General features: G+C 29.0%; 19 protein-coding genes and 4 pseudogenes. 20 read left to right on the top strand and 3 right to left on the bottom strand.

Features of this window, described 5'->3' with window-relative positions:
• Positions 1–102: 102 nt before the first annotated feature.
• The 17 genes and pseudogenes from whiA (at position 103) to TY07_RS07625 (ending at position 19112) form a co-directional block, all read left to right on the top strand.
• On the top strand, positions 103–1053 hold the full coding sequence (whiA, locus tag TY07_RS07700; protein ID WP_042397649.1) for a DNA-binding protein WhiA: 951 nt from the start codon (positions 103–105) through the stop codon (positions 1051–1053).
• A 98-nt stretch (positions 1054–1151) separates the two neighbouring features.
• Positions 1152–2414: pseudogene (dnaE, locus tag TY07_RS07695) on the top strand (DNA polymerase III subunit alpha); the annotation flags it as partial.
• A gap of 51 nt (positions 2415–2465) precedes the next feature.
• A complete protein-coding gene (locus tag TY07_RS07690; RefSeq protein WP_052330646.1) occupies positions 2466–2927 on the top strand; it encodes a helix-turn-helix domain-containing protein in 462 nt (153 codons plus the stop codon).
• A gap of 430 nt (positions 2928–3357) precedes the next feature.
• Positions 3358–4176, top strand: a pseudogene (locus TY07_RS07685) (DNA polymerase III subunit alpha); the annotation flags it as partial.
• A 663-nt stretch (positions 4177–4839) separates the two neighbouring features.
• Positions 4840–5379, top strand: coding sequence for a helix-turn-helix domain-containing protein (locus TY07_RS07680; protein WP_052330645.1), 540 nt, complete (start codon positions 4840–4842; stop codon positions 5377–5379).
• Positions 5380–5477: 98 nt separating this feature from the next.
• Positions 5478–5723, top strand: a pseudogene (locus TY07_RS07675) (hypothetical protein); the annotation flags it as partial.
• Between the two features lie 69 nt (positions 5724–5792).
• Positions 5793–6662 (top strand): LAGLIDADG family homing endonuclease, encoded by an 870-nt coding sequence (locus tag TY07_RS07670; RefSeq protein WP_042397642.1) that lies wholly within the window; start codon positions 5793–5795, stop codon positions 6660–6662.
• 294 nt (positions 6663–6956) lie between these two features.
• Positions 6957–8186: pseudogene (locus TY07_RS17820) on the top strand (helix-hairpin-helix domain-containing protein); the annotation flags it as partial.
• 475 nt (positions 8187–8661) lie between these two features.
• On the top strand, positions 8662–9621 hold the full coding sequence (gene pfkA, locus TY07_RS07660; RefSeq protein ID WP_042397640.1) for a 6-phosphofructokinase: 960 nt from the start codon (positions 8662–8664) through the stop codon (positions 9619–9621).
• A 67-nt stretch (positions 9622–9688) separates the two neighbouring features.
• On the top strand, positions 9689–11101 hold the full coding sequence (gene pyk, locus TY07_RS07655; protein ID WP_042397638.1) for a pyruvate kinase: 1413 nt from the start codon (positions 9689–9691) through the stop codon (positions 11099–11101).
• A 414-nt stretch (positions 11102–11515) separates the two neighbouring features.
• On the top strand, positions 11516–12886 hold the full coding sequence (gene rlmD / locus TY07_RS07650) for a 23S rRNA (uracil(1939)-C(5))-methyltransferase RlmD (protein ID WP_042397636.1): 1371 nt from the start codon (positions 11516–11518) through the stop codon (positions 12884–12886).
• Positions 12887–13241: 355 nt separating this feature from the next.
• Positions 13242–13922: a cache domain-containing protein gene (locus tag TY07_RS17815; protein WP_052330643.1), complete on the top strand. Its 681-nt coding sequence runs from the start codon at positions 13242–13244 to the stop codon at positions 13920–13922.
• Between the two features lie 234 nt (positions 13923–14156).
• On the top strand, positions 14157–14657 hold the full coding sequence (locus TY07_RS17810) for a GGDEF domain-containing protein (RefSeq protein ID WP_198133983.1): 501 nt from the start codon (positions 14157–14159) through the stop codon (positions 14655–14657).
• Positions 14658–14945: 288 nt separating this feature from the next.
• Positions 14946–15506: a TetR/AcrR family transcriptional regulator C-terminal domain-containing protein gene (locus TY07_RS07640; RefSeq protein ID WP_042397635.1), complete on the top strand. Its 561-nt coding sequence runs from the start codon at positions 14946–14948 to the stop codon at positions 15504–15506.
• Between the two features lie 220 nt (positions 15507–15726).
• Entirely contained in the window at positions 15727–16308 is a 582-nt protein-coding gene (locus tag TY07_RS07635; RefSeq protein WP_042397631.1) for a manganese efflux pump MntP, read from the top strand.
• A gap of 17 nt (positions 16309–16325) precedes the next feature.
• Positions 16326–17732 (top strand): radical SAM/SPASM domain-containing protein, encoded by a 1407-nt coding sequence (locus TY07_RS07630; RefSeq protein ID WP_042397629.1) that lies wholly within the window; start codon positions 16326–16328, stop codon positions 17730–17732.
• Between the two features lie 201 nt (positions 17733–17933).
• Positions 17934–19112, top strand: a complete 1179-nt coding sequence (locus tag TY07_RS07625; RefSeq protein ID WP_042397626.1) for an SAM-dependent methyltransferase — start codon at positions 17934–17936, stop codon at positions 19110–19112.
• A 71-nt stretch (positions 19113–19183) separates the two neighbouring features.
• On the opposite strand, the gene TY07_RS07620 is transcribed toward TY07_RS07625, so the two are convergent.
• Complete coding sequence (locus TY07_RS07620; RefSeq protein WP_042397623.1) at positions 19184–20863, bottom strand: PTS transporter subunit EIIC; 1680 nt, start codon at positions 20861–20863, stop codon at positions 19184–19186.
• A gap of 396 nt (positions 20864–21259) precedes the next feature.
• On the opposite strand from TY07_RS07620, the gene TY07_RS18345 reads away from it, so the two are divergent.
• Together TY07_RS18345 and sfsA are read left to right on the top strand one after the other, a co-directional pair.
• Entirely contained in the window at positions 21260–21436 is a 177-nt protein-coding gene (locus TY07_RS18345) for a hypothetical protein (RefSeq protein WP_172676138.1), read from the top strand.
• Positions 21437–21920: 484 nt separating this feature from the next.
• Positions 21921–22613, top strand: coding sequence for a DNA/RNA nuclease SfsA (sfsA, locus tag TY07_RS07615; RefSeq protein WP_042397620.1), 693 nt, complete (start codon positions 21921–21923; stop codon positions 22611–22613).
• Positions 22614–22868: 255 nt separating this feature from the next.
• Here the strand turns inward: sfsA and TY07_RS07610 are convergent, their stop codons facing one another.
• Together TY07_RS07610 and TY07_RS07605 are read right to left on the bottom strand one after the other, a co-directional pair.
• The gene (locus tag TY07_RS07610) at positions 22869–23213 is read right to left on the bottom strand and encodes a hypothetical protein (protein ID WP_042397617.1); all 345 of its coding nucleotides are present in this window, start codon (positions 23211–23213) and stop codon (positions 22869–22871) included.
• 3 nt (positions 23214–23216) lie between these two features.
• Positions 23217–24458 carry a DUF1576 domain-containing protein gene (locus TY07_RS07605; protein WP_042397614.1) on the bottom strand — a complete coding sequence of 414 codons (1242 nt, stop codon included), beginning with the start codon at positions 24456–24458 and terminating at the stop codon, positions 23217–23219.
• Positions 24459–24750: 292 nt separating this feature from the next.
• Here TY07_RS07605 and TY07_RS07600 point away from each other — a divergent pair, with 292 nt between their 5' ends.
• Entirely contained in the window at positions 24751–25425 is a 675-nt protein-coding gene (locus TY07_RS07600; protein WP_042397611.1) for a beta/alpha barrel domain-containing protein, read from the top strand.
• Positions 25426–25534: the final 109 nt, after the last annotated feature.

Raw genomic sequence — 25534 nt, 5'->3', positions numbered from 1 at the left:
ATTTTTCTTTAAAGTAATTTTCCATTATTATATTATGACACAGTAGGAACAGTTTATGATATAATGTGTTATATATTTATAGTTAGTTAGGAGAAAGAATTTATGTCGTTTTCAGCGAAAGTAAAAGGAGAAATATGCAGATATACTGATATATCGAAAGAGGAAGCATTAGCAGAGCTTTCAGCAATAATGAAAGGTAGTGGAACTATAGGATTTAGTGGAAAAGGTCTTAGCTTTAGAATTACAACAGAAAATCCAGCTTCAGCAAGACATATATTCACTTTGCTAAAGGAACACTTTGATATACATTCTAAATTAATGGTTAAAAAGAGTAACTCATTAAAGAAGAACAATATCTACATGGTTTTAATAGAAGAAGATATGGGGGTTAGGGACTTACTTCAAGAAACAGGGATTTTCAAGGAAATAGATGGAGTACTAACTATTGATTATAAAATTGATCCTGAAATGGTAAAGACTGAAGAGTATAAGAAAGCTTATATTAGAGGAGCTTTTATTGGTGGGGGAAGTGTAACTAATCCTGAAAAGACATATCATTTAGAGTTTGTAACTCATAGTGAAGAATATGCAATTGATTTATGTAAACTAATTAATTCCTTTGGATTAAACTCAAAGGTTATTCAAAGAAAAAATAGTTTTATAATATATATTAAAGAAGGTGAGCAAATAGTTGACCTTTTAAACATAGTAGGAGCTCATACTTCATTACTTGAATTAGAAAATATAAGAATAATGAAGGAAATGAGAAACAACGTAAATAGACTTGTAAACTGTGAAACAGCTAATTTGAGTAAAACAGTTAATGCAGCAGTAAGACAGGTTGAAAGTATTAAGCTTATTCAAAATAGTATTGGACTTCAAAGATTGCCTAAAAATCTTCAAGAAGTTGCAGAACTTAGATTAAGCTATCCAGATGAATCGCTAAAAGAGCTAGGAGAAATGCTAGATCCGCCAGTTGGTAAGTCTGGAATTAATCATAGGCTAAGAAAAATAGAAAAAATAGCAGAAGAAATTAGAAGTGGAAACTATTAGTTAGTTAATAGTTAATATATAAATCATTTGGGGATTTATACAATAGACTATTAACTCTTAATTAAAAACTTTTAACTAATTCAAACGGGGGTGTTTTATTGGAAAATAAAAAGTTCTGTCATCTCCACTTACATACTGAGTATAGTTTACTTGATAGTTCGGCTAAAATTAAAAAGGTTATTAGCAGAGCTAAGGAACTAGGTATGGAAAGTATAGCAATTACTGACCATGGTGTAATGTATGGTTGTGTAGCTTTTTATAAAGAAGCTATAGCACAAGGAATTAAACCTATTCTTGGTTGTGAGGTTTACGTAGCAAGTAAATCAATGGATATTAAAATTAATGATAAGGATAATGGTACATATCACTTAGTTTTATTAGTAAAAAATCAAGTTGGATATGAAAATTTAATGAAAATAGTATCAGCTGCTTCAATTGATGGTTTTTACTATAAGCCAAGGGTTGACCATGATTTTTTAAGAGAGCATAGTGAAGGTTTAATTGCTTTAAGTGCTTGTCTTGGTGGAGAAGTACAAAAAAATTTATTAAGAGATGATTATGAAAAAGCTAAAGAAGTTGCTTTGATGTATAAGGACATATTTAAAGATGGATTTTATTTAGAAATTCAGGATCATGGAATGGAGGAGCAAAGAAAGGTTACAGAAGGTAATATTAAGTTAGCTAGAGAAACTGGAATTCCTTTAATTGCAACTAATGATGTCCATTATATTAAACAAGAGGATTCTAAGGCTCATGATATCCTTATGTGTATTCAAACAGGTAAAACTGTTGAAGATGCAAATAGAAGAAGATATCCTTCGGATCAGTTCTATTTGAAATCACCAGAAGAAATGTGGAATATGTTTTCTTATGTTCCAGAGGCATTAGAAAATACAATTAAAATTGCAGATGAATGTAATTTTGATTATGAATTCCATGTATCTAAGTTACCTAATTTCCCAGTTCCTGAGGAATATAAAACTCACTTTGATTATCTTGAAGAGGTGTGTTTTGAAGGGCTTGTTGAAAGATATGATGTTTTTGAACAATTTAGGAATAAGTTAATTAATGTTCAAGATGTAAAGGAATTTGCTGAAACTAATGAGGAAGCAAAGACTTATGTTGATAGGCTTAGTTATGAGCTTGGTGTAATTAATCAAATGGGATATGTTGATTATTTCTTGATTACCTGGGACTTTATTAAGTATTCAAATGATCATGGAATACCAACGGGACCAGGAAGGGGATCGGCAGCAGGCTCTATAGTTGCTTATACTCTGGGAATAACAAAAATTAATCCGATAAAGTATAGCTTGCTCTTTGAAAGATTTTTAAATCCGGAAAGAGTTAGTATGCCAGATTAGAAATAAGTTTATACTAAGAATATATTAAATTCTTAGGAGTGTAGAAATTTGAAGCGATATGAGTTGGATAAGTATAAGTTTGAAATTATAAATTTATATATTGATCAAAAATTATCATGTAGTAAAATTGCAGATAAACTTGGATGTAGTTTATGTGGTATCTATGATGCGTTAAAAAGATGGAAAGTTAGTACTAGAAATTTAAGGGATAGTCATTTAGTTTATTCAGTGAATGATGATTATTTTTCTGAAATAGATATTGAAGAAAAGGCATATTGGTTAGGGTTTATTTATGCAGATGGATATGTAACTGGAAGTAAATTGGGAATAGCAATAGCTAATTTAGATAGGATGCATTTAGAAAAATTCAAGAAATGTATAGGTTCAGATTATAAAATTAAATCGTATGTATCTAACTCGGTTTATGGTAGTTGTAAATATTGTAGAATATTAATAAATAGCGAAAAATTAGTTAAAGATATAATGATGAGAAAAATAACTATTATATAAGTTATGGTGGGCGTCTAAAAACATTCAATATAATGAGTTATTTATATGATAATTCTACAATTTATCTAGATAGAAAATATATCAAATATATAAATTTAAAATCTACATTTTAACTTAATAGTCGTGTATATTAGAAATAATATACTTAAAGAGCCTCGAATTGCTTGAAAGCCCTTAGAGCTATTGATACTACAACGTAAAGATGAAATAAGCTTAAACGTGAATGTTGAAAAATTAATAGATTGGGTAATAAGCAGCGAAGTCCTGAAGAGGGAAACGTTCAACGACTAGTCCAAGGGGACGTAGCTATGTTTATGAAACATAGCGAAGTGGGGCAGCCCAAACCGTATAAAGGTCGGTGGGTGAAGATATAGTCTATACCCACTACAAAAGTAGTGTTTAAGTATCTCGAAAGAGAGGGTAGTAATAGATAGATTCGGATTTTTGTTATGAAAGAAGACAGGAAGTAATAGATTATGTTGTTGAAAAGTATGGAGTTAAAAATGTATCACAGATAATTACTTTTGGTACAATGGCGGCTAGATTGTGTTTAAGAGACGTAGGAAGAGCTATGAACTACTCTTATGCAGAAGTAGATAGAATAGCTAAAATGATTCCTACAATGCTTGGAATAACAATAGAAAAGGCATTAGATTTAAATCCAGAGCTTAAGGCTGCATATGAGACAGAAAATAGAGTAAAAACATTAATTGATGTTAGTAAAACTCTAGAAGGGTTACCAAGGCATTCGTCAACGCATGCAGCTGGGGTGGTTATAGCATCGAAGCCATTGGTTGAATATGTACCACTTCAAAGAAATGATGAAATGATAGTAACTCAATTTGATATGACAACATTAGAAGAGCTAGGACTTCTAAAGATGGATTTCCTTGGTTTAAGAACTTTAACAGTTATGAGTGATGCTGTTAAGATGATTAAAGAAAATCGAGGAATAGATATTGATTTAGATAAAATAGATTTTGAAGATAAAAATGTATATAACATGATTGGTGAAGGAAAAACAGCTGGTGTATTCCAATTAGAATCTCCAGGAATGACATCATTCATGAAGGAACTTAAGCCAGACTGCTTAGAAGATATCATAGCTGGTATATCTTTATATAGACCAGGTCCTATGGCTGAGATTCCGAGATATATAGAAGGTAAAAGAAATAAAGACAGTGTGCATTATGAGACACCAGAACTTGAAAGTATACTGGATGTCACATATGGGGTAATGGTATATCAAGGTGCGAAACGTTCTACAAATACAAAAACTATAGAAATGTAGTATAAAATTGTAGGGATAAATATTTATCTAACTTATCATTTGATATTAAAGGTGAAATACCTTTTAAGAACTAATTAAGGTAGTTCTTCCCTAATACTACGACATGCATATTTAGTTCAACATGAATATGTATGAAGCTCGTTGAAGTCGGTGAAAATCAGACCTGGGAAGTGGTTAGAGAAGTAATCGGGGGTCTATAAAATTAATATGGCTACGAAAGAAATTCTCGTTTGAAGAATCGTTAACCATTAAAGTACGAAGAGAAAGTATTTAGATTCAAGTGTAATTTAAGTATTCTTGGTTATTTAAATTATAATTATTAAAAAATAATTGCTTTTAGCTTACCTTAAGATAGCAAAAAGGCACTTGACGGTTCATAGAGAAGGCCTAAGTTAATATGTAAAGATAGAATGATAGGAACGTTTGAACTTATTCAGTAAATGTTAAGGATGTTGAAATCCGATGGTACTAGTGAATAGGAAATGATTCACAAAGAATAAGGGCAGCAGCCTGTAGTAGTGATGAAGTAAAGTAATTTTTATGGAGCGAAGGGGCATAGTTAGTTAAGCAAATGTATATTCTCTAATTGTTTGGAAAATAATACAATTAGAGGTTGTCTAAGTGAAATATAGTGTTGAAACAAAAAAGAAAGCAATAGAATATTATTTAGTTGGTTATTCAGCTCAAAAAGTAGCTTGTCTCATAGGAGCAAATGAAGCAACTATTAGAAAATGGATAAATGAAGCAAAAATGAAATGTGGGAAAAATCCAAGTTGTTATGTGAGTTTGACATCAAGGCATATGTGTGAAAGTCTTAGTAATTATGGGATTGTACCTCAAAAAACAGGATTTGAAATTTTTCCAGATAATATACCTAAAGTATATATTAGAGATTTCATAAGAGGAGTTTTTGATGGAGATGGAATAACAGATATAAGGAGATTTAGGAGTGGGTTTGTTGGGAGTAATAATCTAGTAAATAGAATTCTAGTTGAGTTAAATAGATGTGATTTGAGCATATTTAATACTAAAAGTAAAAATATATGTTACTTCTTAGGTGGAAAAAAGTTTTCAAGAGAACTATTTGAATATATGTATAATGATTCAACACTATATCTTAAAAGAAAATACGAGAGAATGAAATACATTTGTAATAATTAATGGAACGCCGTATGCGATGAAAGTCGCATGTACGGTGTGAAGTGGGGGAAAACAAAACCTGACCGTTAAGACGAAGGTAGAGTTACCTATCACTATAACAAGTTATGCAGATTGTTAGAGATCTAGGTGGATACTCACTTGGAAGAAGTGATATGGTTAGAAGAGCCATGTCAAAGAAAAAGCACAGTGTAATGGAGCAAGAAAGAAAGAATTTTATATATGGAATAGTAGATGAAAATGGTAATGTAGAAGTACCAGGTTGTCTGAGAAATGGCATAAGTGAAAAAGCGGCAAATGAAATTTTCGACCAGATGATGGACTTTGCTTCGTATGCATTCTATAAGAAAGTTAATGATTATTATGTATAATTTACCTATAATTTAGAAATTATATTCATAGAGGTGAATATAAGTTTGTTTAAAAATTATAGAGAACTTAATGGTTATGATAAATACAAAATAGTAAATTATTATTATAAAAATAAAGGCGTCTGTATGGGAGATATTTCAAAAAATTTAAATGTATCAGATAGAGCTGTAAGACGTGTTTTAAAAGAAGAAGGTATAAATACTAGATTAAAAAATAGATATGTTTTAGATGAATGTTATTTTGCTTGTATTGATACAGAAGCTAAAGCATATATATTAGAATTTATTTATGCTGATGGATTTGTTGGAGATGAAAATCATAATAATATAGTAGTATCTATAAATGATTTAGAGATACTAGAGTTTATGGCTAATGAGCTTCAATTTACTGGAGATATTAGGCGTACCAAGAAGGGTGGTTTTGAAAATTCTAAAGAAGGATATTCATTAAGTTTTTCCTCTAAAATAATGGCAACTAGATTGAGGGAAATAGGATTATATCCCAATAAATCGCTAACGATGGATAAATTGCCTAATATTGATAAGGCTTTAATAAGGCATTTTATAAGAGGTTATTTTGATGGAGATGGAAGTATAATATTATCTCATAATACTAGTTATTATAAAGCTAATGAAGGAATTATAAAATATATTTATCCAACATATTGCTTTATGATTCTAGGAACTGAATCGTTTCTTAATGAAATTAAAAGAGAAACTAAATTTAATTATGTGAAATTATATGATACAAAGACAGAAAAGATAAAGTGTCTAAAAATAAATGCAAAAAAAGAGTTTGATAATATATTTAACTATTTGTATGATAAATCAACTATAAAGTTAGAAAGAAAATATAATAAGTGGAACGAAATAAAGAGTGCCTTTACAGTAGGAGCTGTAAAGCAAATAGGGTGAATTGCGGGGAAGACCTTAGAGCCTTAAATACTAACCTAATATAGTAATATGATTAGGGGCTTAGAGTAATTATCTAAGGTATAGTAAAAAGTTTAAGGATTGGTTAATCCGCAGCCAAGTCTCCTAGAAATAGGTTAAAGGTTCAGAGACTAGATAAAATAGCCTAAGTAAATTTTATATGGTGAAATATCCACGAGTGCCCTATATCCTAAAGTGATTAGGATAATGATATAGTCCGATCTTTATAGAAATATGAAGTATAAAGCATAAAAGCTTTATAATAACATTAATGTTAATAAATCACATGCAGCAGCCTATGCAGTAATAGGCTATCAGACAGCATACTTAATGCATTACTATCCAGTAGAAACCATAGCAGCAATGGTTAATTCTGTTATGGGAACAAGTGAAAAAGTAGCACATTATACAAAATTTGCAGAAAGCTTAGGTATACAAGTGTTACCTCCAAATATAAACGAAAGCTATTCAAAGTTTACTGTAAAAGGAAACAGTATAAGATTTGGTCTTGCAGCAATAAAAAATGTTGGGGTAAATGTTGTTGATGGAATAGTTGAGGCTAGAAAAAGCAAAGGTAACTTTGAGTCTTTAGTTGATTTCATTAGCAAGATAGATTTATCAACAATAAATAAAAGGGCTGTAGAAAGCTTAATAAAAGCAGGTGCATTTGATGAGTTTAAAATATATAGATCAAAATTACTAGCTGTTTATGAAAAAGTAATGGATAGCATATATAATGAGAAAAAGAGAAATATAGATGGGCAAATTAGTCTTTTTGGTATAGCAGATGAGAGTATAAAAGAGCCTGAAGTAAAATATCCAGACATAAAAGAATTTGCAAAAAATAATTTATTATCAATGGAAAAGGAAATGACAGGGCTTTATATATCAGGTCACCCTTTAGATGAATATGAAAAAAGTTTAAAGGTGATGACATCTACTACAATTGAAACTATATTCCAATCATATGAAGCTATTATGGATGGATTAGGTGATGATGATCACTTAATTCAAGATAATCAAAGAGTAATATTGGGAGGAATATTAGCAGAGGTAAATCAAAAAGTAACTAGAAATAATTCAATAATGGCTTTCTTAAAGCTAGAAGATTTAACTGGAGTTATTGAAGTAGTTGTTTTTCCTAAAACATTAGATAAAGTTAGAAACTTAATTAATTTAGATTCAATGGTAGTTATTAATGGTAGAGTGAATATAAAAGAAGATGAAGAACCAAAACTTATTTGTGAAAGTATAGAACCTTTAGAGAAAGTAAACAGTGATAAAGTATATATAAGGGTTGATGATTTGCAAATGGCTAAGGCAATGAAACAAAAGCTAATTGACGTAGTTTCTGAATATAAAGGTGATTCTGCCTTGTATGTATTTACTGCCAATGATAGAAAAAATTATAGAATGCCACGAGATATGTGGGTTGATTTAAATAGTGAAGTAGTATTTGAATTAAAAAAAGTTTTTGGAGATTCAAATGTTAAAGTTGTAGAGTAAAATTGTTAAAAAAATATTATCTTGATTCAAAAATTTTGAGCAAGATAATATTTTTTTTTGAAAATTTGTAACATTTCACAAATAAAATAAGATAATAAAAGTTTTTCAATATAAATTTCAACTAAAAATAACCAAAACTACCCTGTGAAGTATGTTAATTATATAACAAAGATTGATAATAATTTCTATTTTCTAATGAAAAATAATAAAAAAAGTGTTAATATGAAATATGTGTAAAGATACAAAAATAAAAAAATGTTTATATAATTTTAATTGATTAAGGGCAAAATAAACAGGTAATAATGTAAATAAACGATAAAATTAGACATAAGAATATTTATTTTAGTTGCAATAAGAAGAGATTACAAGTAAAATAAAAAAGGTGGTAAAAAGTTTAACAATAAAAGAATAATAAGGAATATTTCAAAGTGTGTGGACATGCAGAGTCCTTAGTAGTTTCGAGGAGGAATATTTTATGAAAAAAATAGCTGTTTTAACAAGTGGTGGAGATGCTCCAGGAATGAACGCTGCAATAAGAGCGGTAGTAAGAACTGCAATACATAATGGTATTGAAGTTATGGGAGTACAAAGAGGATATGCTGGATTAATAAATGGTGAGTTATTCCCAATGAATAGATCATCTGTTTCAGATATAATTCAAAGAGGCGGTACTATTTTAAGAACTGCTAGATGTTTAGAATTCAAACAAGAAGAAGTAAGAAAAGAAGCGGTACAAATTCTTGCTGATAATGGTGTAGAAGCTTTAGTAGTTATCGGTGGAGATGGATCTTTCACTGGTGCTAAGTTATTATCAAAATTAGGAGTAAAAACTATAGGTTTACCTGGTACAATCGATAATGATTTAACTTACACTGATTACACAATAGGATTTGATACGGCATTAAATACTGTAGTTGATGCTATAGATAAAATAAGAGATACATCAACTTCTCACGAAAGAGTTTCTATCGTAGAAGTTATGGGTAGAAATTGTGGAGATATTGCTCTTCACACAGGTGTAGCTTGTGGAGCTGAATACATCATTACACCAGAAAAAGGATATGATAAAGATGAATTATGCAAAGTTATCTTAGAAGGTAAGAAAGCTGGAAAAATGCATAACTTAGTTTTACTTGCTGAAGGTGTTGGTGGAGCTTCTGAATTAGCTAAATATATTGAAGCTCAAACTGGAATTGAAACAAGAGCAACTGTATTAGGACACATCCAAAGAGGTGGAGCTCCAAGTGCTTTTGATAGAGTATTAGCTTCAAGAATGGGTTCAAAAGCAATTGAACTTTTAATGGAAGGTAAAACTTCAAAAGTTGTTGGTATAAAGAACAATCAAATCTTTGACCAAGATATAGATGAAGCTTTAGCTTTAAACAGAACATTTGATGAAAAATTATATGAAATTTCAGAAGAGATTTCTAAATAATTTAATTAATATTGCCAATATTTTATTTTAAAATACATTAAATTAGAGATTAAAAGGAGAGTTTTAAATGAGAAAGACTAAAATCATTTGCACTATCGGTCCAGCTAGTGAAAACCCAGAAATATTATCACAAATAATTGAAGCAGGAATGAACGTTTCAAGACATAACTTCTCTCATGGAGATCACGAAGAACATGCAGCAAGAATTAACTTAGTTAAAGAATTAGCTAAGAAGTACAACAAAGAAATCGCTGTTATGTTAGATACAAAAGGACCAGAAATAAGAACTGGTAAATTTGAACCTAAGAAAGTTGAATTACAAGCAGGGGCTAAATTCACTGTACATGCAGGTGGAGACGTGGTTGGTAACACTGAAGAGTGTTCAGTAACATATGCTGGATTAGCTAATGATGTTAAACCAGGAGACACTATCCTTATCGATGACGGTTTAGTAGGATTAACAGTTGAATCAATCGAAGGAAACAAAATCCACTGTATAGTTCAAAACACTGGATTTGTTGCAACTCACAAAGGAGTTAACGTTCCTGGAGTTTCAATTAAGTTACCAGCTTTAACTGAAAAAGATATAGCTGACTTAAAATTCGGTTGTGAAATCGGAGTAAATGCTGTAGCTGCTTCATTCATAAGAAAAGCTTCAGACGTTGAAACAATCAGACAAATATTAAATGAAAATGGTGGAGAACACATCCAAATCATCTCTAAGATCGAAAACCAAGAAGGTGTTGATAACATAGATTCAATATTAGCAGTTTCTGACGGATTAATGGTTGCTAGAGGAGACCTAGGAGTTGAAATTCCATTTGAAAAGTTACCAGCTGTTCAAAAGATGATGATCGAAAAATGTAACGCTGCTGGAAAGCCAGTTGTAACTGCAACTCAAATGTTAGATTCTATGATGAGAAACCCAAGACCAACAAGAGCAGAAGTTTCTGACGTAGCTAATGCTATATTAGATGGAACAGATGCAATCATGTTATCTGGGGAATCAGCTAACGGAGATTGGCCAGTAGAATCAGTTCAAACAATGGCTAAAATAGCTGTTGAAGCTGAAACTAAATTAAACTATGAAACAGCTGTTTCAACAGCTAAATCTCACATTCCAGCTGTATCAGGAGTTATTTCAAGAGCTGCTTGCAATGCTGCTAACGAATTAAACGCTGCTGCAATAGTTTCTTCAACTAAGAGTGGAGCAACTGCAAGAAGAATTTCTCAATGCAGACCAGAATGCCCAATCGTAGCTGTAACTCCATGTGAAAAAGTTGCTAAGAGCTTAGCATTCTGCTTCGGAGTTTACCCAGTAGTTGCTGAAGACCAAAATTCAACAGATGCTATGATGGCTAACGCTACTAAGATAGCAGTTGAAAATGGATTTGCTAAAGCTGGAGACACAGTTGTAATAGCTGCTGGATTAGATCAAGTTGGATCAACTAACCTTTTAAAAGTAAGTGTAGTAGAATAATTTAACATAAAATAAGAAGTGTAAATTTGCACTTCTTATTTTTTTGTTCTTTATAAAGTATTATCAAAGAAAATTTTATTATTTAAGTTATTCTAGAAAGAAAAAATGCATAAAATTATTCATAAGCAAATATAAAATGCTTAAAAACTGCAAGATATCATATCAAAAATACTATTTTTTATAAAAAGTTAACAAAAAGTTTACAAATAGACTTGATAAATTAGGGTATAATTGATAATATCAGAGTAAGTTCGAAAGAATTAAAATGGTAAAGGCAACTGATTTCATTATTTGGCACCGAAAGGTGTCTTTTTTTTACATAAAAAAGATATGGTATGTTTATTACATTAGTAGTTTGGTATATAATATTAATAGTTTGTTAGAATAACATAAGAAGATTGATAGGTGATAGATTTGATAGAAAAAAATAAGGAATATATACTTGATATTATTTCACAAGGATATGAAGGAGAAGGAATAGCAAAAGTAAATGATACTTTTCCTGTATTTGTAGAAGGCGCATTAAAAGGAGAAAGAGTTAATGCAAGGATAGTAAAAGTTAAAAAGAATTTTGCATATGGTAAATTAGTAGACATAATAGAGCCATCATCAGAAAGATGTGAAGCAAAGTGTAACATACATAAAAGATGTGGAGGATGCAAATTACAGCATTCTACATATAATGAACAATTGAATTTCAAATTTGAAAGAGTTAAGGATTGTATAAGTAAAATAGGCAAACTTGATGAAGGAATAGTAAAATTCCCACTAGGTATGAAAGAACCTTGGAGATATAGAAATAAAGTTCAATTACCTATTGGAATGGTAAATGGAGAATTAAAAATAGGATTCTTTGCACCAAGAAGTCATGAAATAATAGATATGGAAACATGCTTGATTCAAGATGAGGTTGCAGATAAAGTAGTACAATTGACTAGAGAATGGATTAAAAAGAATAATATAAAACCATATAATGTTGATGGAAAGTATGATGAAAGTGGAATACTTAGACATGTAATGATTAGACGTGGTTTTAAAACTGATGAAGTAATGGTTGTATTAGTTACTAATGGAGCTAAGTTACCAAACAAAGATGAATTTATAAAATTAATGGTGGATAATATACCAGGAATTAAAAGTATAGTTCAAAATATTAACTCTAAGCCTACAAATGTAATATTAGGGCAAGAGTGTATAACATTATGGGGAGAGCCTACTATAAGTGATTATATAGGTGATTTCAAATTTAATATTTCACCATTATCATTCTTCCAAGTCAATCCTATTCAAACAGAGGTGTTATATGGTAAGGCTCTTGAATATGCAGAATTAAGTGGAGATGAAACTGTATTTGATGCATATTGTGGAACGGGAACAATTACTTTATTCTTATCACAAAAGGCTAAGAAGGTTTATGGAGTAGAAATTATTCCACAAGCTATTGAAAATGCTAATATAAATGCAAAAGAAAATAATGTTGATAATGTTGAATTCTTTGTTGGTGAATCAGAAATTGTTATACCAGATTTAATTAACAAAGGAATAAAGGCTGATGTTGTGGTTGTAGACCCACCTAGAAAAGGTTGTGATGTTAAACTATTAAATGCCATAACAAATATAAATGCAGAAAGAATAGTATATGTAAGTTGTGATCCAAGTACTTTAGCAAGAGATTTAGCTATATTAGAGGAAAATGGATATAAAACTACAACTGTTCAACCAGTAGATATGTTCCCACATACAGCTCATATTGAGAACGTAGCCTTACTTGTCAAGGAACGATAGTGACGAAGAGAAGTATTTGGCACGTTCCATGCAAAGGCTGTCAAAGAACGAGCGAAGCAAGTGATTTGAAACAGCCCACTGCTGATAACGTAGCTAGGTGTATTAGATATATAGAATAATTAATGAGGGAATTAGATAATAAATGTATTATCTAATTCTTTTTTTATTTATGTACATACAAAAGTTTAGCATTGATATGGCAATAAATTTATAAATAATTATTAAAGTAGTATAGATTTAAGACAATTAGCACTTAGTTGGTATAAAATAGGAATTAACCTTTTTTAATTGTTTGATATTAGATATAATATAATTATATAAATAGAAAAAAAAGGGTTTAAATTGGGTAGTAAGAATGTACAAAAGGAAAAATACAAATAATGTAAAAGTTAAGATGAATGAAAAAGTAATAATAGCAATAGTATTTATATGTTTTATATTAACATTAACTTTTTCAGTAATATCATTTTATAAATCAAAACAAAATCAAGTAGGAATAATTGAAAAAAGCCTTGAAGATAATGGAAATCAATGTAAAGAATCCATTGAAGAATACTTTGAGTACAGTTTTAAAATCTTAAGTTATTTGGCTAATAATGAAAATATCTATAACATGAATTGGGATGAACAATATTCATTTTTAAAGGGGCAGGAAACTTTATTAAATTTTGAACATTTTATAATAATGGACATGCTAGGTAATGGATATTATGTTAATAGAAATGAAGTTAAAGACCAATCTCATGAAGATTTTTTTCATGATGTCATAGATAATGAAAGATTTGTAACAGAGCCTTTCATGGAAGTTCATCAAAATAGATCAATAACTACATTAAGCGTATCTATATATAAAGGTAAAAAGAAGGTTGGAGCACTTTGTGGAGTAATTGATTTAAATAAAATATATAATATATTTAAAAATAAAGTTGTTGGAAAGAGTGGTTACAGCTTTTTAATTAATAATAATGGTGATTATGTAGCACATAAAGATATGCAATTTGTACATGACTCAAAAAATATTTTTGAAGATTTTTAAGGGAAATCTAATAACATAGATTTCTTAAGAGAAGGAATTAATAAAGGTGAAACGTCTTTAGGAAAAGTAAAATTAAATGGAGAGACATATTACGCAAACTTTAATCCATTAGATTCGGTTAAATGGAATGCTGTATTTTTAATTCCAAAGGATGAAGTATTATCAGGATTCAATAAATTTGTAATATTTCAATTATTGGCTCTAACTTCTGGATTCTTATTAATTATTTTTGGAGTGAGAATAATTTATAAGAATATTGAAAATCATAGGTTAGCTTATACAGATGGATTAACAAATACAAATAATAGAGCAGCAGTAGATATAAAATTTAAGGAGTTAGACAACAAGTATAAATCTAATATAACAATAGTATCATTTGATTTAAATAATTTTAAATATGTTAATGATAATTTTGGACATCATATAGGAGATGAATTACTAATTAAATTTGCAGGTATACTTCAAGAAACATTAGGAAGCATAGGATTTGTTGGAAGAATGGGCGGAGATGAGTTTATAGCAATTTTAAATAATATTGATATAGAAGTAATTAAGTCAAAGATAGATGATATGAAAGAAAAAATAGAAGATTATAATTATAATAAAATTTGTAAATTAGAAATTTCTTATGGATATTTTAATAGAGGTAATGGTGATAAAAGACCTCTAATTGAAATATATAAAGAAGCTGATAAGAAAATGTATGTGTTTAAAAAGCAAATAAAAAGCATATAGCAAATGTAAGAATGAACATAGTAGTAATATTATGTTCATTTTTATATTTATAAAAGATAAGGATAATCACTATTAATAAATAGTAATAATATTAGGAATTTTTATATATTATTATAGTAGCTTATATAATAATATATGAAAGATATATACAGTATGGATGATGGTAAAATATTACAAAGCATGATATAATTTAAGCTGTATAATTTTAGTCTTATTTAGATTACTATAATTTCAAGTTTATAAAATAAAGTTATTTACTTTTAATATAAGGCAGTTTGTAGGTGAGTTATGAATAATAGAAAAGATGTGCATACAGCATTGCAAGAGAGCTTTAAAAATTTAATACTGAAGCATAGCTTTGATAAGATAACTATTAAGATGATAACTGATGCTGCAGGGTTTATAAGACCAACATTTTATAATCATTATGCAGATAAGTATGAAGTTTTAGAGGAAATTTGCTATGAAGATATATTTAAAGGAAGCGAAATGTTAATAGAAAGCAAAATGCCTTATGAAGCTATACATTATATGTTTTCAAGAATAGAAAGTAATAAGAGCTTTTACTTACAAGCAGTTAAGGTAACAGGGCAGAACTCTTTTGAGGAAATTATTAATAGTAATTTAGTTAAAATGTTTAAAAGGTTATTTGAGGAATATGGAACCAGTAACGAAAAAAATGAAAAATTTTCAGTAGATGATATTGCAGAATACTATTCAAGGGGATTAACATTTATAATTAAAAGATGGATAGAGGAAGGAGTAAGTATTTCTGCAAAAGAATTGTCTAATAAGTATAAAGTGTTAGTGACTAACTCATTAGATGATATAGTTAACGATTTAAATTAATAATGTAATATATAAAATATGGACCACTTAGGTGTAATTAGTGCACTTAAGTGGTCTATTAATTTCTATATTATATTTAATATACATTTTTAAGTGTTTGTATATTAAAAATTACAAATTATTATTATTGTTTATTTATAAATACAAATGAGTAATATTATAGATTCCTTTATTTGGATATAAAGACTAAAATAAAAAATATGAGGAGGGAAGTAGATGAATGAGATTATGGGAAATAATTATAGTTTCTGTAGGACTAGCATTAGATGCATTTACTGTAGCAGTATGTAGGGGATCTACACAGGGAAATTTAAAAAAATCAACAGCATTATTAGTTGGTATAATATTTGGAGCAATTCAAACAATTATGTTAGCAGCTGGAATGATTATTGCATTATACCCTATGTTAAATATAAATAATGAAAAAATCATATCAATAAATCAATGGTTTTCAGCAATAATATTATTTTATTTAGGTATAAAATTTTTTAGAAATGCATTTAAGGTTAATAAATATAATGAAAGGAGAGAAGAATTTTTTGGATATAAAGGTAGTGTAGGATTGGCACTAGCGACAAGTATAGATGCATTTATTTTAGGAATAGGATTTGGCTTATTGAGAACAGAAATTATAAGTAATATTTTAATTTTATTTATAGTAACAAGTATATTAGTTACTATTGGTTTATGGGTTGGATACTGTATGGGCAACAAATATAAAAAACAAATAGATATTTGTGGGGGAATTATTCTTTTAGCTATTGGTATAAAAATTATATGTAATTATTTTAATATTATTTGAAAGGGAGAGATATTTAAATGTTAAGTCCAAAATATAAAATTCAACAATTTGCATTAAAACAAGTCTTAGGATATTTAAAGAAAGATCCGGAAAAGAATTTACCTAAAATAATTGAATGGATTAGAAAGTTTGATACAGAAAAAATATATGTTGATCAATATGATATGATAGAAGGATATTTAAAAGATCCAGAAAATAACTGGACTAAACTAATGTGTAACATAATCAATAATGTACATCCAAACATAGTTCAAACAGTATTTACTAATTTCCTATTAAATGCATCTATTAGAGGTTGGGATGAAATACAAAGAAATAAAGATAAGTATGGCCATGAAATACCATTTACAATATTAGTAGATCCAACTACAGCTTGTAATAAGCATTGTGTAGGATGTTGGGCAGCAGATTACAATAAGGCTTTAAATTTAAGCTATGAACAACTAGATAAGCTATTTACAGAAGGAAAGGAATTAGGAATATACTTCTATATAATGACTGGTGGAGAACCATTAGTAAGAAAGAGTGATATATTAAAGCTTGCTAAAAAGCATAATGATTGTGTATTTATGTTCTTCACAAATGGTACATTAATAGACCAAAAATTCTGTGATGATTTAATTGAAGTTGGTAATTTAGTACCGACAATTAGTGTTGAAGGATTTGATGATGCTACAGATGGAAGAAGAGGGGAAGGCTCTTGGAAAGATATAATGAGAGCTATGGAGCTTATGAAATCTAATAGAATTCCATTTGGATTCTCAACTTGCTTTACAACAGCTAATTGCGATAGCGTTCTTTCAGAAGAATTTATTGATTTAATGATAGATAAAGGGGCATATTTCTCTTGGTATTTCACATTTATGCCAATAGGCTGTAAAACAGATACATCATTAATGGCAAATCCAGATCAAAGAGAAAAATTATATAGAACTATAAGGGGCTGGCGTAGTACTAAAGCTATATTTAATATGGATTTCTGGCATGATGCTGAATATGTTGGAGGATGTGTTGCAGGAGGAAGAAGATACTGCCATATAAACGCAAATGGTGATGTAGAGCCTTGTGTATTCTGCCATTATTCAAATGCAAATATAAAAGATGTATCTTTAATAGAAGCTTTAGGTCAACCATTATTTATGGAATATCAAAAGAATCAACCATTTAATCAAAATCAATTCAGACCATGTCCAATATTAGATAATGCACCTAAGATAGCAGAAATGGTTAAAAATTCAGGTGCTAAATCTACTGAATTTATAGATCCAGAAAATGTAGATGATTTATGTAAGAAGACTATAAATTATGGATTAACATGGGCTAAGAGAGCAGAGCCATTATGGAAAGAAAATCTAGAAAATAAACAAAAAGCTAAGGAAGAAAAGAATAAAAAAGAAAATAATGATTGTTTAATTAAAAATTAGTTTGTGTAGGCAGTAAGGAAACTTACTGCCTATTTTTTGAATAAAATTTAGTTATTTTGGAATAATTTTTAATATGAATCTTTTTTAGATTCATGTGCTTTGCTGTTAGTAGTTTATTTATTATCAATAGCGCCCTAATAAAAAATATTAACAGCAAAGTCTTATCTATATTAGATAAAATAAATAGAATAGGAGTTACTTATGGATTTAGAAAAAAGCTTTTTAAAAACATTTTTAGGTAAATTTAAAGGTGTTTCTTTTAATGTAGAATTTTGGGATGGAGATGAAGTTAAGGTAGGTGAAGATAATCCAAAGTTTAAAATTATACTTCATAAACCATTAAAAAAGAAAGATATATTAACAAGTACTACATTAGCGTTTGGTGAAGCCTATATGAAAGGTGATATAGAAATAGAAGGTGATTTATTTACTGTATTTGATGAATTACTTAAATGCATAGATGAATTTTCAACTAACTTTGGAGCATTAACAAAGATATTTGGTGGATCAACTTCTATGAAGAAACAAAAAGAAGAAGTTACATCACATTATGATATAGGTAATGATTTTTATAAAATATGGTTAGATGATACATTAAGTTATTCTTGTGCTTATTTTAAGAAGTGTGATGATACTTTACATGATGCGCAAATGAATAAGATTCATCATATATTAAAGAAGTTAAATTTATCAGAAGGATTATCATTGCTTGATATAGGCTGTGGCTGGGGTGGATTATTAATAGAAGCAGCTAAACTCTATAAGGTAAAAGGATTAGGAATTACTTTAAGTGAAGAACAATACAAGGCATTTAAAGAAAGAATAGAAAGGGAAAACCTTCAAGATTATATAGATGTAAAAATAATGGATTATAGAGAACTATCCAAAAGTCATCTTAAATTTGATAGAGTAGTTAGTGTTGGAATGTTAGAGCATGTTGGAAGACCAAATTATGATTTGTTCTTTAAAAATGTAGATTCTGTATTAAAGAAAGGGGGATTATTCTTATTACATTATATAAGTGGTCTCCAAGAATCAGAGGGAGATGCATGGATTAAGAAGTATATATTCCCAGGTGGGGTTCTACCAAGTTTTAGAGAAATTATAAATATATCTGGTGATTATAAATATCATACAATAGATGTTGAAAGTTTAAGATTACATTATAAAAAGACATTATTAATGTGGGCTAAAAATTTTGATGATAACATAGATAAAATTAAGACAATGTTTGATGATGAATTTATTAGAATGTGGAGAATGTACTTATATGCATGTGCAGCTGTATTTAATAATGGTATAGTAGATTTACATCAAATATTATTTGTAAAAGGTGCTAATAATGAATTGCCAATGACAAGAGATTATATGTATAAATAAAAAAAAGTGGCATAAGCCACTTTTTTTAACCCGAATATTTTAAAACACACTTAAATTATTGATATTTAATGTTATTCTCCAAGAATTTCGTTAATAGCATTTTTATAAGCATCAGCTTTTGCACCAAATATTGCTTGAACGCCGTTTCCAACTTCAACAACACCAGCAGCTCCAAGAGCTTTTAATTGATCCTTATTAACATTTGCTTTATCTTTAACTTCAACTCTTAATCTTGTGATACAAGCATCAACAGATACTATGTTTGCTTCTCCACCTAAAGCTTCTAATACTAGAGGAGCTTTTTCAGCTATTTCACCTTTAGCAGAAGTTTTTGCAGGAGCAGCTGCAGCACCGTTACCTTTTTCTTTTTGGTAATCAGCTTTTGTAAATAACTTAGTTTCTTCGTTATCTTCTTCTCTACCTGGAGTCTTTAAGTTTAACTTAGTAATTAAGAAGTAGAATACGAAGTAGTAAAGTACAGCATATACAGCACCAACAACAAGTACCCAGTACCAGTTAGTTGGAACACCAGCACCAGCTGGAAGTAAACCGAATAATGCGTAGTCAATTACACCACCAGAGAATGTCATACCTATAAATACGTTTAGTAAATCCATTAACATGAATGATAATCCAGCGAATACACAGTGTACAGCATATAATGCTGGAGCAACGAATAAGAATGTAAATTCTAATGGTTCAGTAATACCAGTTAAGAATGATGTTAAAGCAGCTGTAGCTAATAATGAACCAACAATTTTCTTCTTACTTGGTTTAGCAGCTTTGTACATAGCAAGTGCAGCACCAGGAAGACCGAACATCATGAATGGGAATTTACCAGCCATGAATCTAGTTGTTCCACTTATAACATCACTCATAGTTGAAGCAGAAGCACCAACTAAGCTTGACATACTTGATAATTGTACGAAGTATGCTGTGTTTGCACCAGCAACAGTTTGAACAGAACCATTAACTAAAACATTACCTTCAACTAATGAACTATACCAGAATGGAGTATAGAATACATGGTGTAATCCAAATGGTATTAAAGCTCTTTCTATTAATCCATAGAAGAATGTTCCGATTGCACCAGCATTTTTAACTAATGTAGATAATACACTGATACCATCTTGAACAACTGGCCAAGCAAATGCTAATATTGCACCAACAAATGCCATAGTAACAGCAGTAACTATAGGAACGAATCTTGATCCAGAGAAGAATCCTATAATAGCTGGTAATTGGATTGTGTGGAATTTATTGTGTAATAAAGCAGTAACTAAACCAGTAATTACACCACCGAATACTGACATGTTTAATGTAAATATACCAACATTAGTAGTAACATAAGTACCATATTTACCAACTGAGTCAGCAGTAACAACACCTAATTGAGTAACACCTAAAGCTAAAAGTGTAGATATAACTTGGTTCATAACTAAGAAACCAAATACAGCAGCTAAAGCAGCAGTACCTTTATCTTTTTTAGCTAGACCAACAGCAACACCAACAGCAAATAATATTGGTAAGTTACCGAATACGATATCCCCTACATTTTTCATAACTGTTAATATAGCAGTAACTGCTGGGATATTAACAACAGCAATTAATCCTTTGTATATTGCAGGAGCATCTTGTAAAGTTGCGATACCTAAGAACGCACCACCTATACCAAGTAAGATACCTGCAATTGGAAGAGCAGCAATTGGAAGCATTATAGCTTTACCAATTCTTTGTAGAAATTGCATCATTTTATTATTCCTCCTAAAATCTATAGTTTTTTTATAAATTAAATATAATAGCATGGGACTAAATGTAATGTTTAAATTAAACAATAAAAAAAGGCCCAAATATCTATAAATTATATAATTATCCCATAAGTATTATTTGAGATATAATAATAATTTATACATATTTAAGCCTTGCCTGCATCACCAGTAACACGCTCGTTATTCGATTACATTAGTTATAATAGCATAGTAAAAAACTGCTGTAAAGGATTTTTATAAAAAAATTTTTTATAAAGGGAAAAAATGTAATAAACAATAAGTATAAATAACAAAATGATAAAATCCTAGAAAAATACATTGAGAATAATATATTTTTTTTGTAAAATGATTATTATTAAACAATAGGGGGGAGACAGAATGTCATACATATTTTCATATGCATTATTAATAGCTTCAGTATATTGTTCATATAAATTAGCTAAAGAAAAATCTCAAAGTCATATTGTTTGGCCAATAGTTACTGTAATTTTAGGACCAGCAATATTTATTATTCAATATTTAGTGACATTATTTAAGGAAAAGAAAATGATTTAATTTAATTAAAGCTGCGGGTTATATTAAGTATAAATATTTTAATGTAATCCACAGCTTATTTTTATATTTAAGTAAATAATTTATATGTTAAAAATGATTAATATGTGGATTGCTAATAATATATATAAGAAAAGTTATCCACAAAATGTGGATAACTTTTAAAAAGTGTTGAAAACTTTTTCCAAAGTATTGACACAATATATTAGGGTACTACAAAAATTAATAACTATATAGGGGGTAATGTAAAAAAAACAAGCAGTTTGTAGAATAAAAAAAATCGAACAAGCATTCTTTTAAAAAGTTATCAACAATATTAACAGAATTGTGGACAAAATCTGTGGATAACCCGATATTTAAGTAATTATTCGGATAAAAACATATGAATATATAATTATAGGTTGTGGATAACTATTATTAAGAGATATAATAAATCTTAAATAATAATAGAAAAAAGACATAATTTGTAAGGATTTGAGGAGAAAACATGAAATATAATAAAAAAATAGTAACAGCAGAATTTATAAGCAGACCAAATAGATTTAATGCAGTAGTTAAATTAAATAGAGAAGAGATTACTGTACATGTACCTAATACAGGAAGATGTAGGGAACTTCTTATACCAGGGTGTACAGTTTTTCTAAGAGAAGAACTAAATCCTACTAGGAAGACCCCCTATGATTTAGTGGCAGTATATAAGGAAGATAAATTAATAAGTATAGATTCACAGATACCTAATAAAGTAGTTGAAGAAGCATTAAAAAATGGTAAGGTAAAAGAACTTAGTCAGTATATTAAAATTTTGAGAGAAAAAACTTTTGGAAAAAGCCGATTTGATTTTAAGATTTCAAATGATGAAAATGAAGAATATTTTTTAGAGGTAAAGGGAGTAACTTTAGAGGATAAGGGATATGCAAGATTTCCAGATGCACCGACAGAAAGAGGAGCAAAGCATTTATTAGAATTAGTAGAAGCTAAAAAGCAAGGGTATGGTGCTGGAGCAATGTTCTTAATTCAGTTAAAAGATGTTAATAAATTCTCACCAAATGATGAAAGGGATCAGGAGTTTGGTAAGGCTCTTAGATTTGCAAAAGAAAATGGTGTAGATATTTTTGCGTATAATTGCATAGTTACTGAAGATGGAATCGAGATAAATGAACCAGTTGAAATAATACTTTAATCAGTTACAAGTGACAGGTGACAAGTTAAGAATGAAACTCTTGGAAGTTTCTTTAAAAAAATAGCTTCAATCATTTTAATTATTGAAGCTATTTTTTTATTTTAATTTAGCCATAGCTAAATTTATTCTTTAACTTGCAATTTGAAACTTATCATTCTAAACTGATGAAGCTTGTCACTTATCACTTGAAATTTCTCAATTGCTAAAATTGCGACTTTAAACTAACAAAGGTTGTTATTTATAAATGATGAATTTCTAACTTTCTTCTCTAATAATACTAATGGTTAATACATTATCAATATAAGTAACTTTAGCTGAATTTATCATCATTCCTACTAATGTAAGTTCAGTATCAAACTCACACTCACCGCCTAAGTTCCAATAATAATTTTCTACTTCACGTTGCCTTGGAGTATTTAATATATCTATTAAAGATTCTAATTCATCTTTTGAAATATTATCTATTTTACCATAAATATTAAAGTAAGAATTCTTAGAATCAGAATTTAAATCAATATGAACATCGGTAGTTCCAAATTTGTAAAAGTAAGCAATTAATTCGTTAATGATTTTAATGTTTTTTTCAATTTTAAATTTCATAAGTTAAATCTCCTTTTTGAAGGTGGTTATTAACGGAATTAATATCATTGCTACAAAGCCGCCTGCTAAACCATTATTATAAAGATTAAGCCCACCATGCAAATATCCTATATTTGTTACTATATTAACGTGAATTACACCAGCTAGTATACCATATTTCCAACCAAATTTACCACATATAGGAGCTAAAGTTGTAGAAAATAATATTGATAATAGCAAAGAGGGTGAAGTGATAGGATTTACATTGAATAAAGCAGCAATACTTGCTCCAATAACAACAGGAATTGTGTTTTTTATGTTTTTTCCAAAGGCACCAAATCCAATTATAGTGAAAATACCGCATATTGTAGCTCCATTTAAGTCACCACCAATAAGTACAACAAAAAGAGTAGCAAGTATTCCTAATATACCCATATTTATATAAGTTGTTTCACCAAAAAGGATATAAAAATCACTAATAAGTCTACCAGTTTGTTTATTTATAGTGGATAAAGTAGATTTCTTATTTTTGCCACGAATTAATCCAACTATAATTAAGTAAAAACAACATATCATTAATAGAATAAATAATATTTTATTAGAACCACTATGCCAAATTAATCTTGAATCAAAATTTACTCCAAAGCTCCTTAATATAGACATCAATAAAGTGGCAAGTAATCCACTAGCAAAGCCTATATTGTATAAGTTATATCCATTATGAGCTTTAATGCTATGAGAGGCTATAGGTGGTAATATAAAGCCAACTAAAACCCCAAGTAATATTCCAATTAGAAAGTCTATTGGAGTGGATAAATGATCTCCAAAGCTTATTTGACTAACTATAGGAGAAAGGCTAGTCCCAAGTATTGCTACTAAAATATAATTAAGAAAAGGTTCCTTTTGATATCTTGAGAATAAGTAAACTCCTAAAATAATAGGCCATATATTAAAAATGTTCTTACCTAAAAAAGAAAAGCCAGTCATAAGCCATAAAGACATAATTGTTGACCCATTAGGTTTAATACCGTTAATCATTAAAAGTGAAATGGATAATAAACTAGTTAATGCTGCATTAATTAAAGCGGCAACAATTCCGCCAAGTTCCATATAATCTGTTATTAGTATATCAGAAGAAAATATTATTCTTTTTAATCCTTGATAGATTTCCAGTGGAGAATCTAAGAAGAATGCAAAAATAATGAATAATAAATACAAAAAGGAAAGGATTACATATGGGGGATAATAATTTTTAAAAGATTTCATTAAAACACCTCATAAGTCAAATTATAAATTTTAAATATATTGAAGTGAACTAATATTCCTAATTTAAAAGCTAGTTAATAGAAAATAAATACAATGTGCTCATTCAACGTTAGGAAAAGAAGTTACTTCTAACATAAAATACTATATTGCATATTTATTAATATTTTATCAAATTTTATTTGTTTTTTATATATAAAGTGTTAACTTTTAGTTCAATTTGTTTTAAAGTTCTTTAAATCTTGAATTAAACTAGTATAATTATATTTATAAAACAAGTAATAGGAGTGTTAAGATGGAGATTAAAAAGCATAAAACTGTACCTGAAATAAAAGGTATCTTAAGAAGTCATGTTATTGAAGTACCTTCATGTATTAGAGATTGTTCAGGAATAAAAATATTTGGTAAAAGAATAAAATCTTTATTATTTACAACTGATGTTGCAATTATTAGGAATACAAATGCAGATGCTATTATAGCTGTATATCCATTTACTCCTCAACCGTTAATAACAGCAGCTTTAGTAATGGCTGCAGATGTACCAGTTTTTTGTGGAGTTGGAGGAGGAATAACTCAAGGTAAAAGAGTTGTTAATTTAGCATTAGATGCAGAGTTTAAAGGGGCAATGGGAGTAGTTGTTAATTCACCTACGTCAAATGAGGTTGTTTCAAAAATTAAAGAAACTATAGATATACCATTAATAGTGACGGTAGTATCTATTCACGAAAATATAAGAGAAAGAATAGAAGCAGGAGCTACTATATTAAATGTTTCAGGTGGTAAAAACACTCCAGAGATAGTTAAAAAGATAAAGGACGAGTTCCCAGATTTTCCAGTTATAGCTACAGGAGGGCCAAATGAAGAAACAATAAGAAAAACAATAGAAGCAGGAGCAAATGCAATAACTTATACACCACCAGCAAATGGTGATACTATGAGTAATCTTATGGATAAATATAGAAGTGAATAATTAAAATGGAATAAAAAATAAAATATGGTTGAATAATTCAATTAATATGGTATCATATTAATAACGATGTACATATGATATATGAATGAAACTTTTAAGCATAACAGAG

The sequence above is a fragment of the Clostridium saudiense genome (assembly GCF_000577815.1).
Lineage (GTDB): Bacteria > Bacillota > Clostridia > Clostridiales > Clostridiaceae > Clostridium > Clostridium saudiense.
This window is presented reverse-complemented; position numbering and strand designations above follow the sequence as displayed.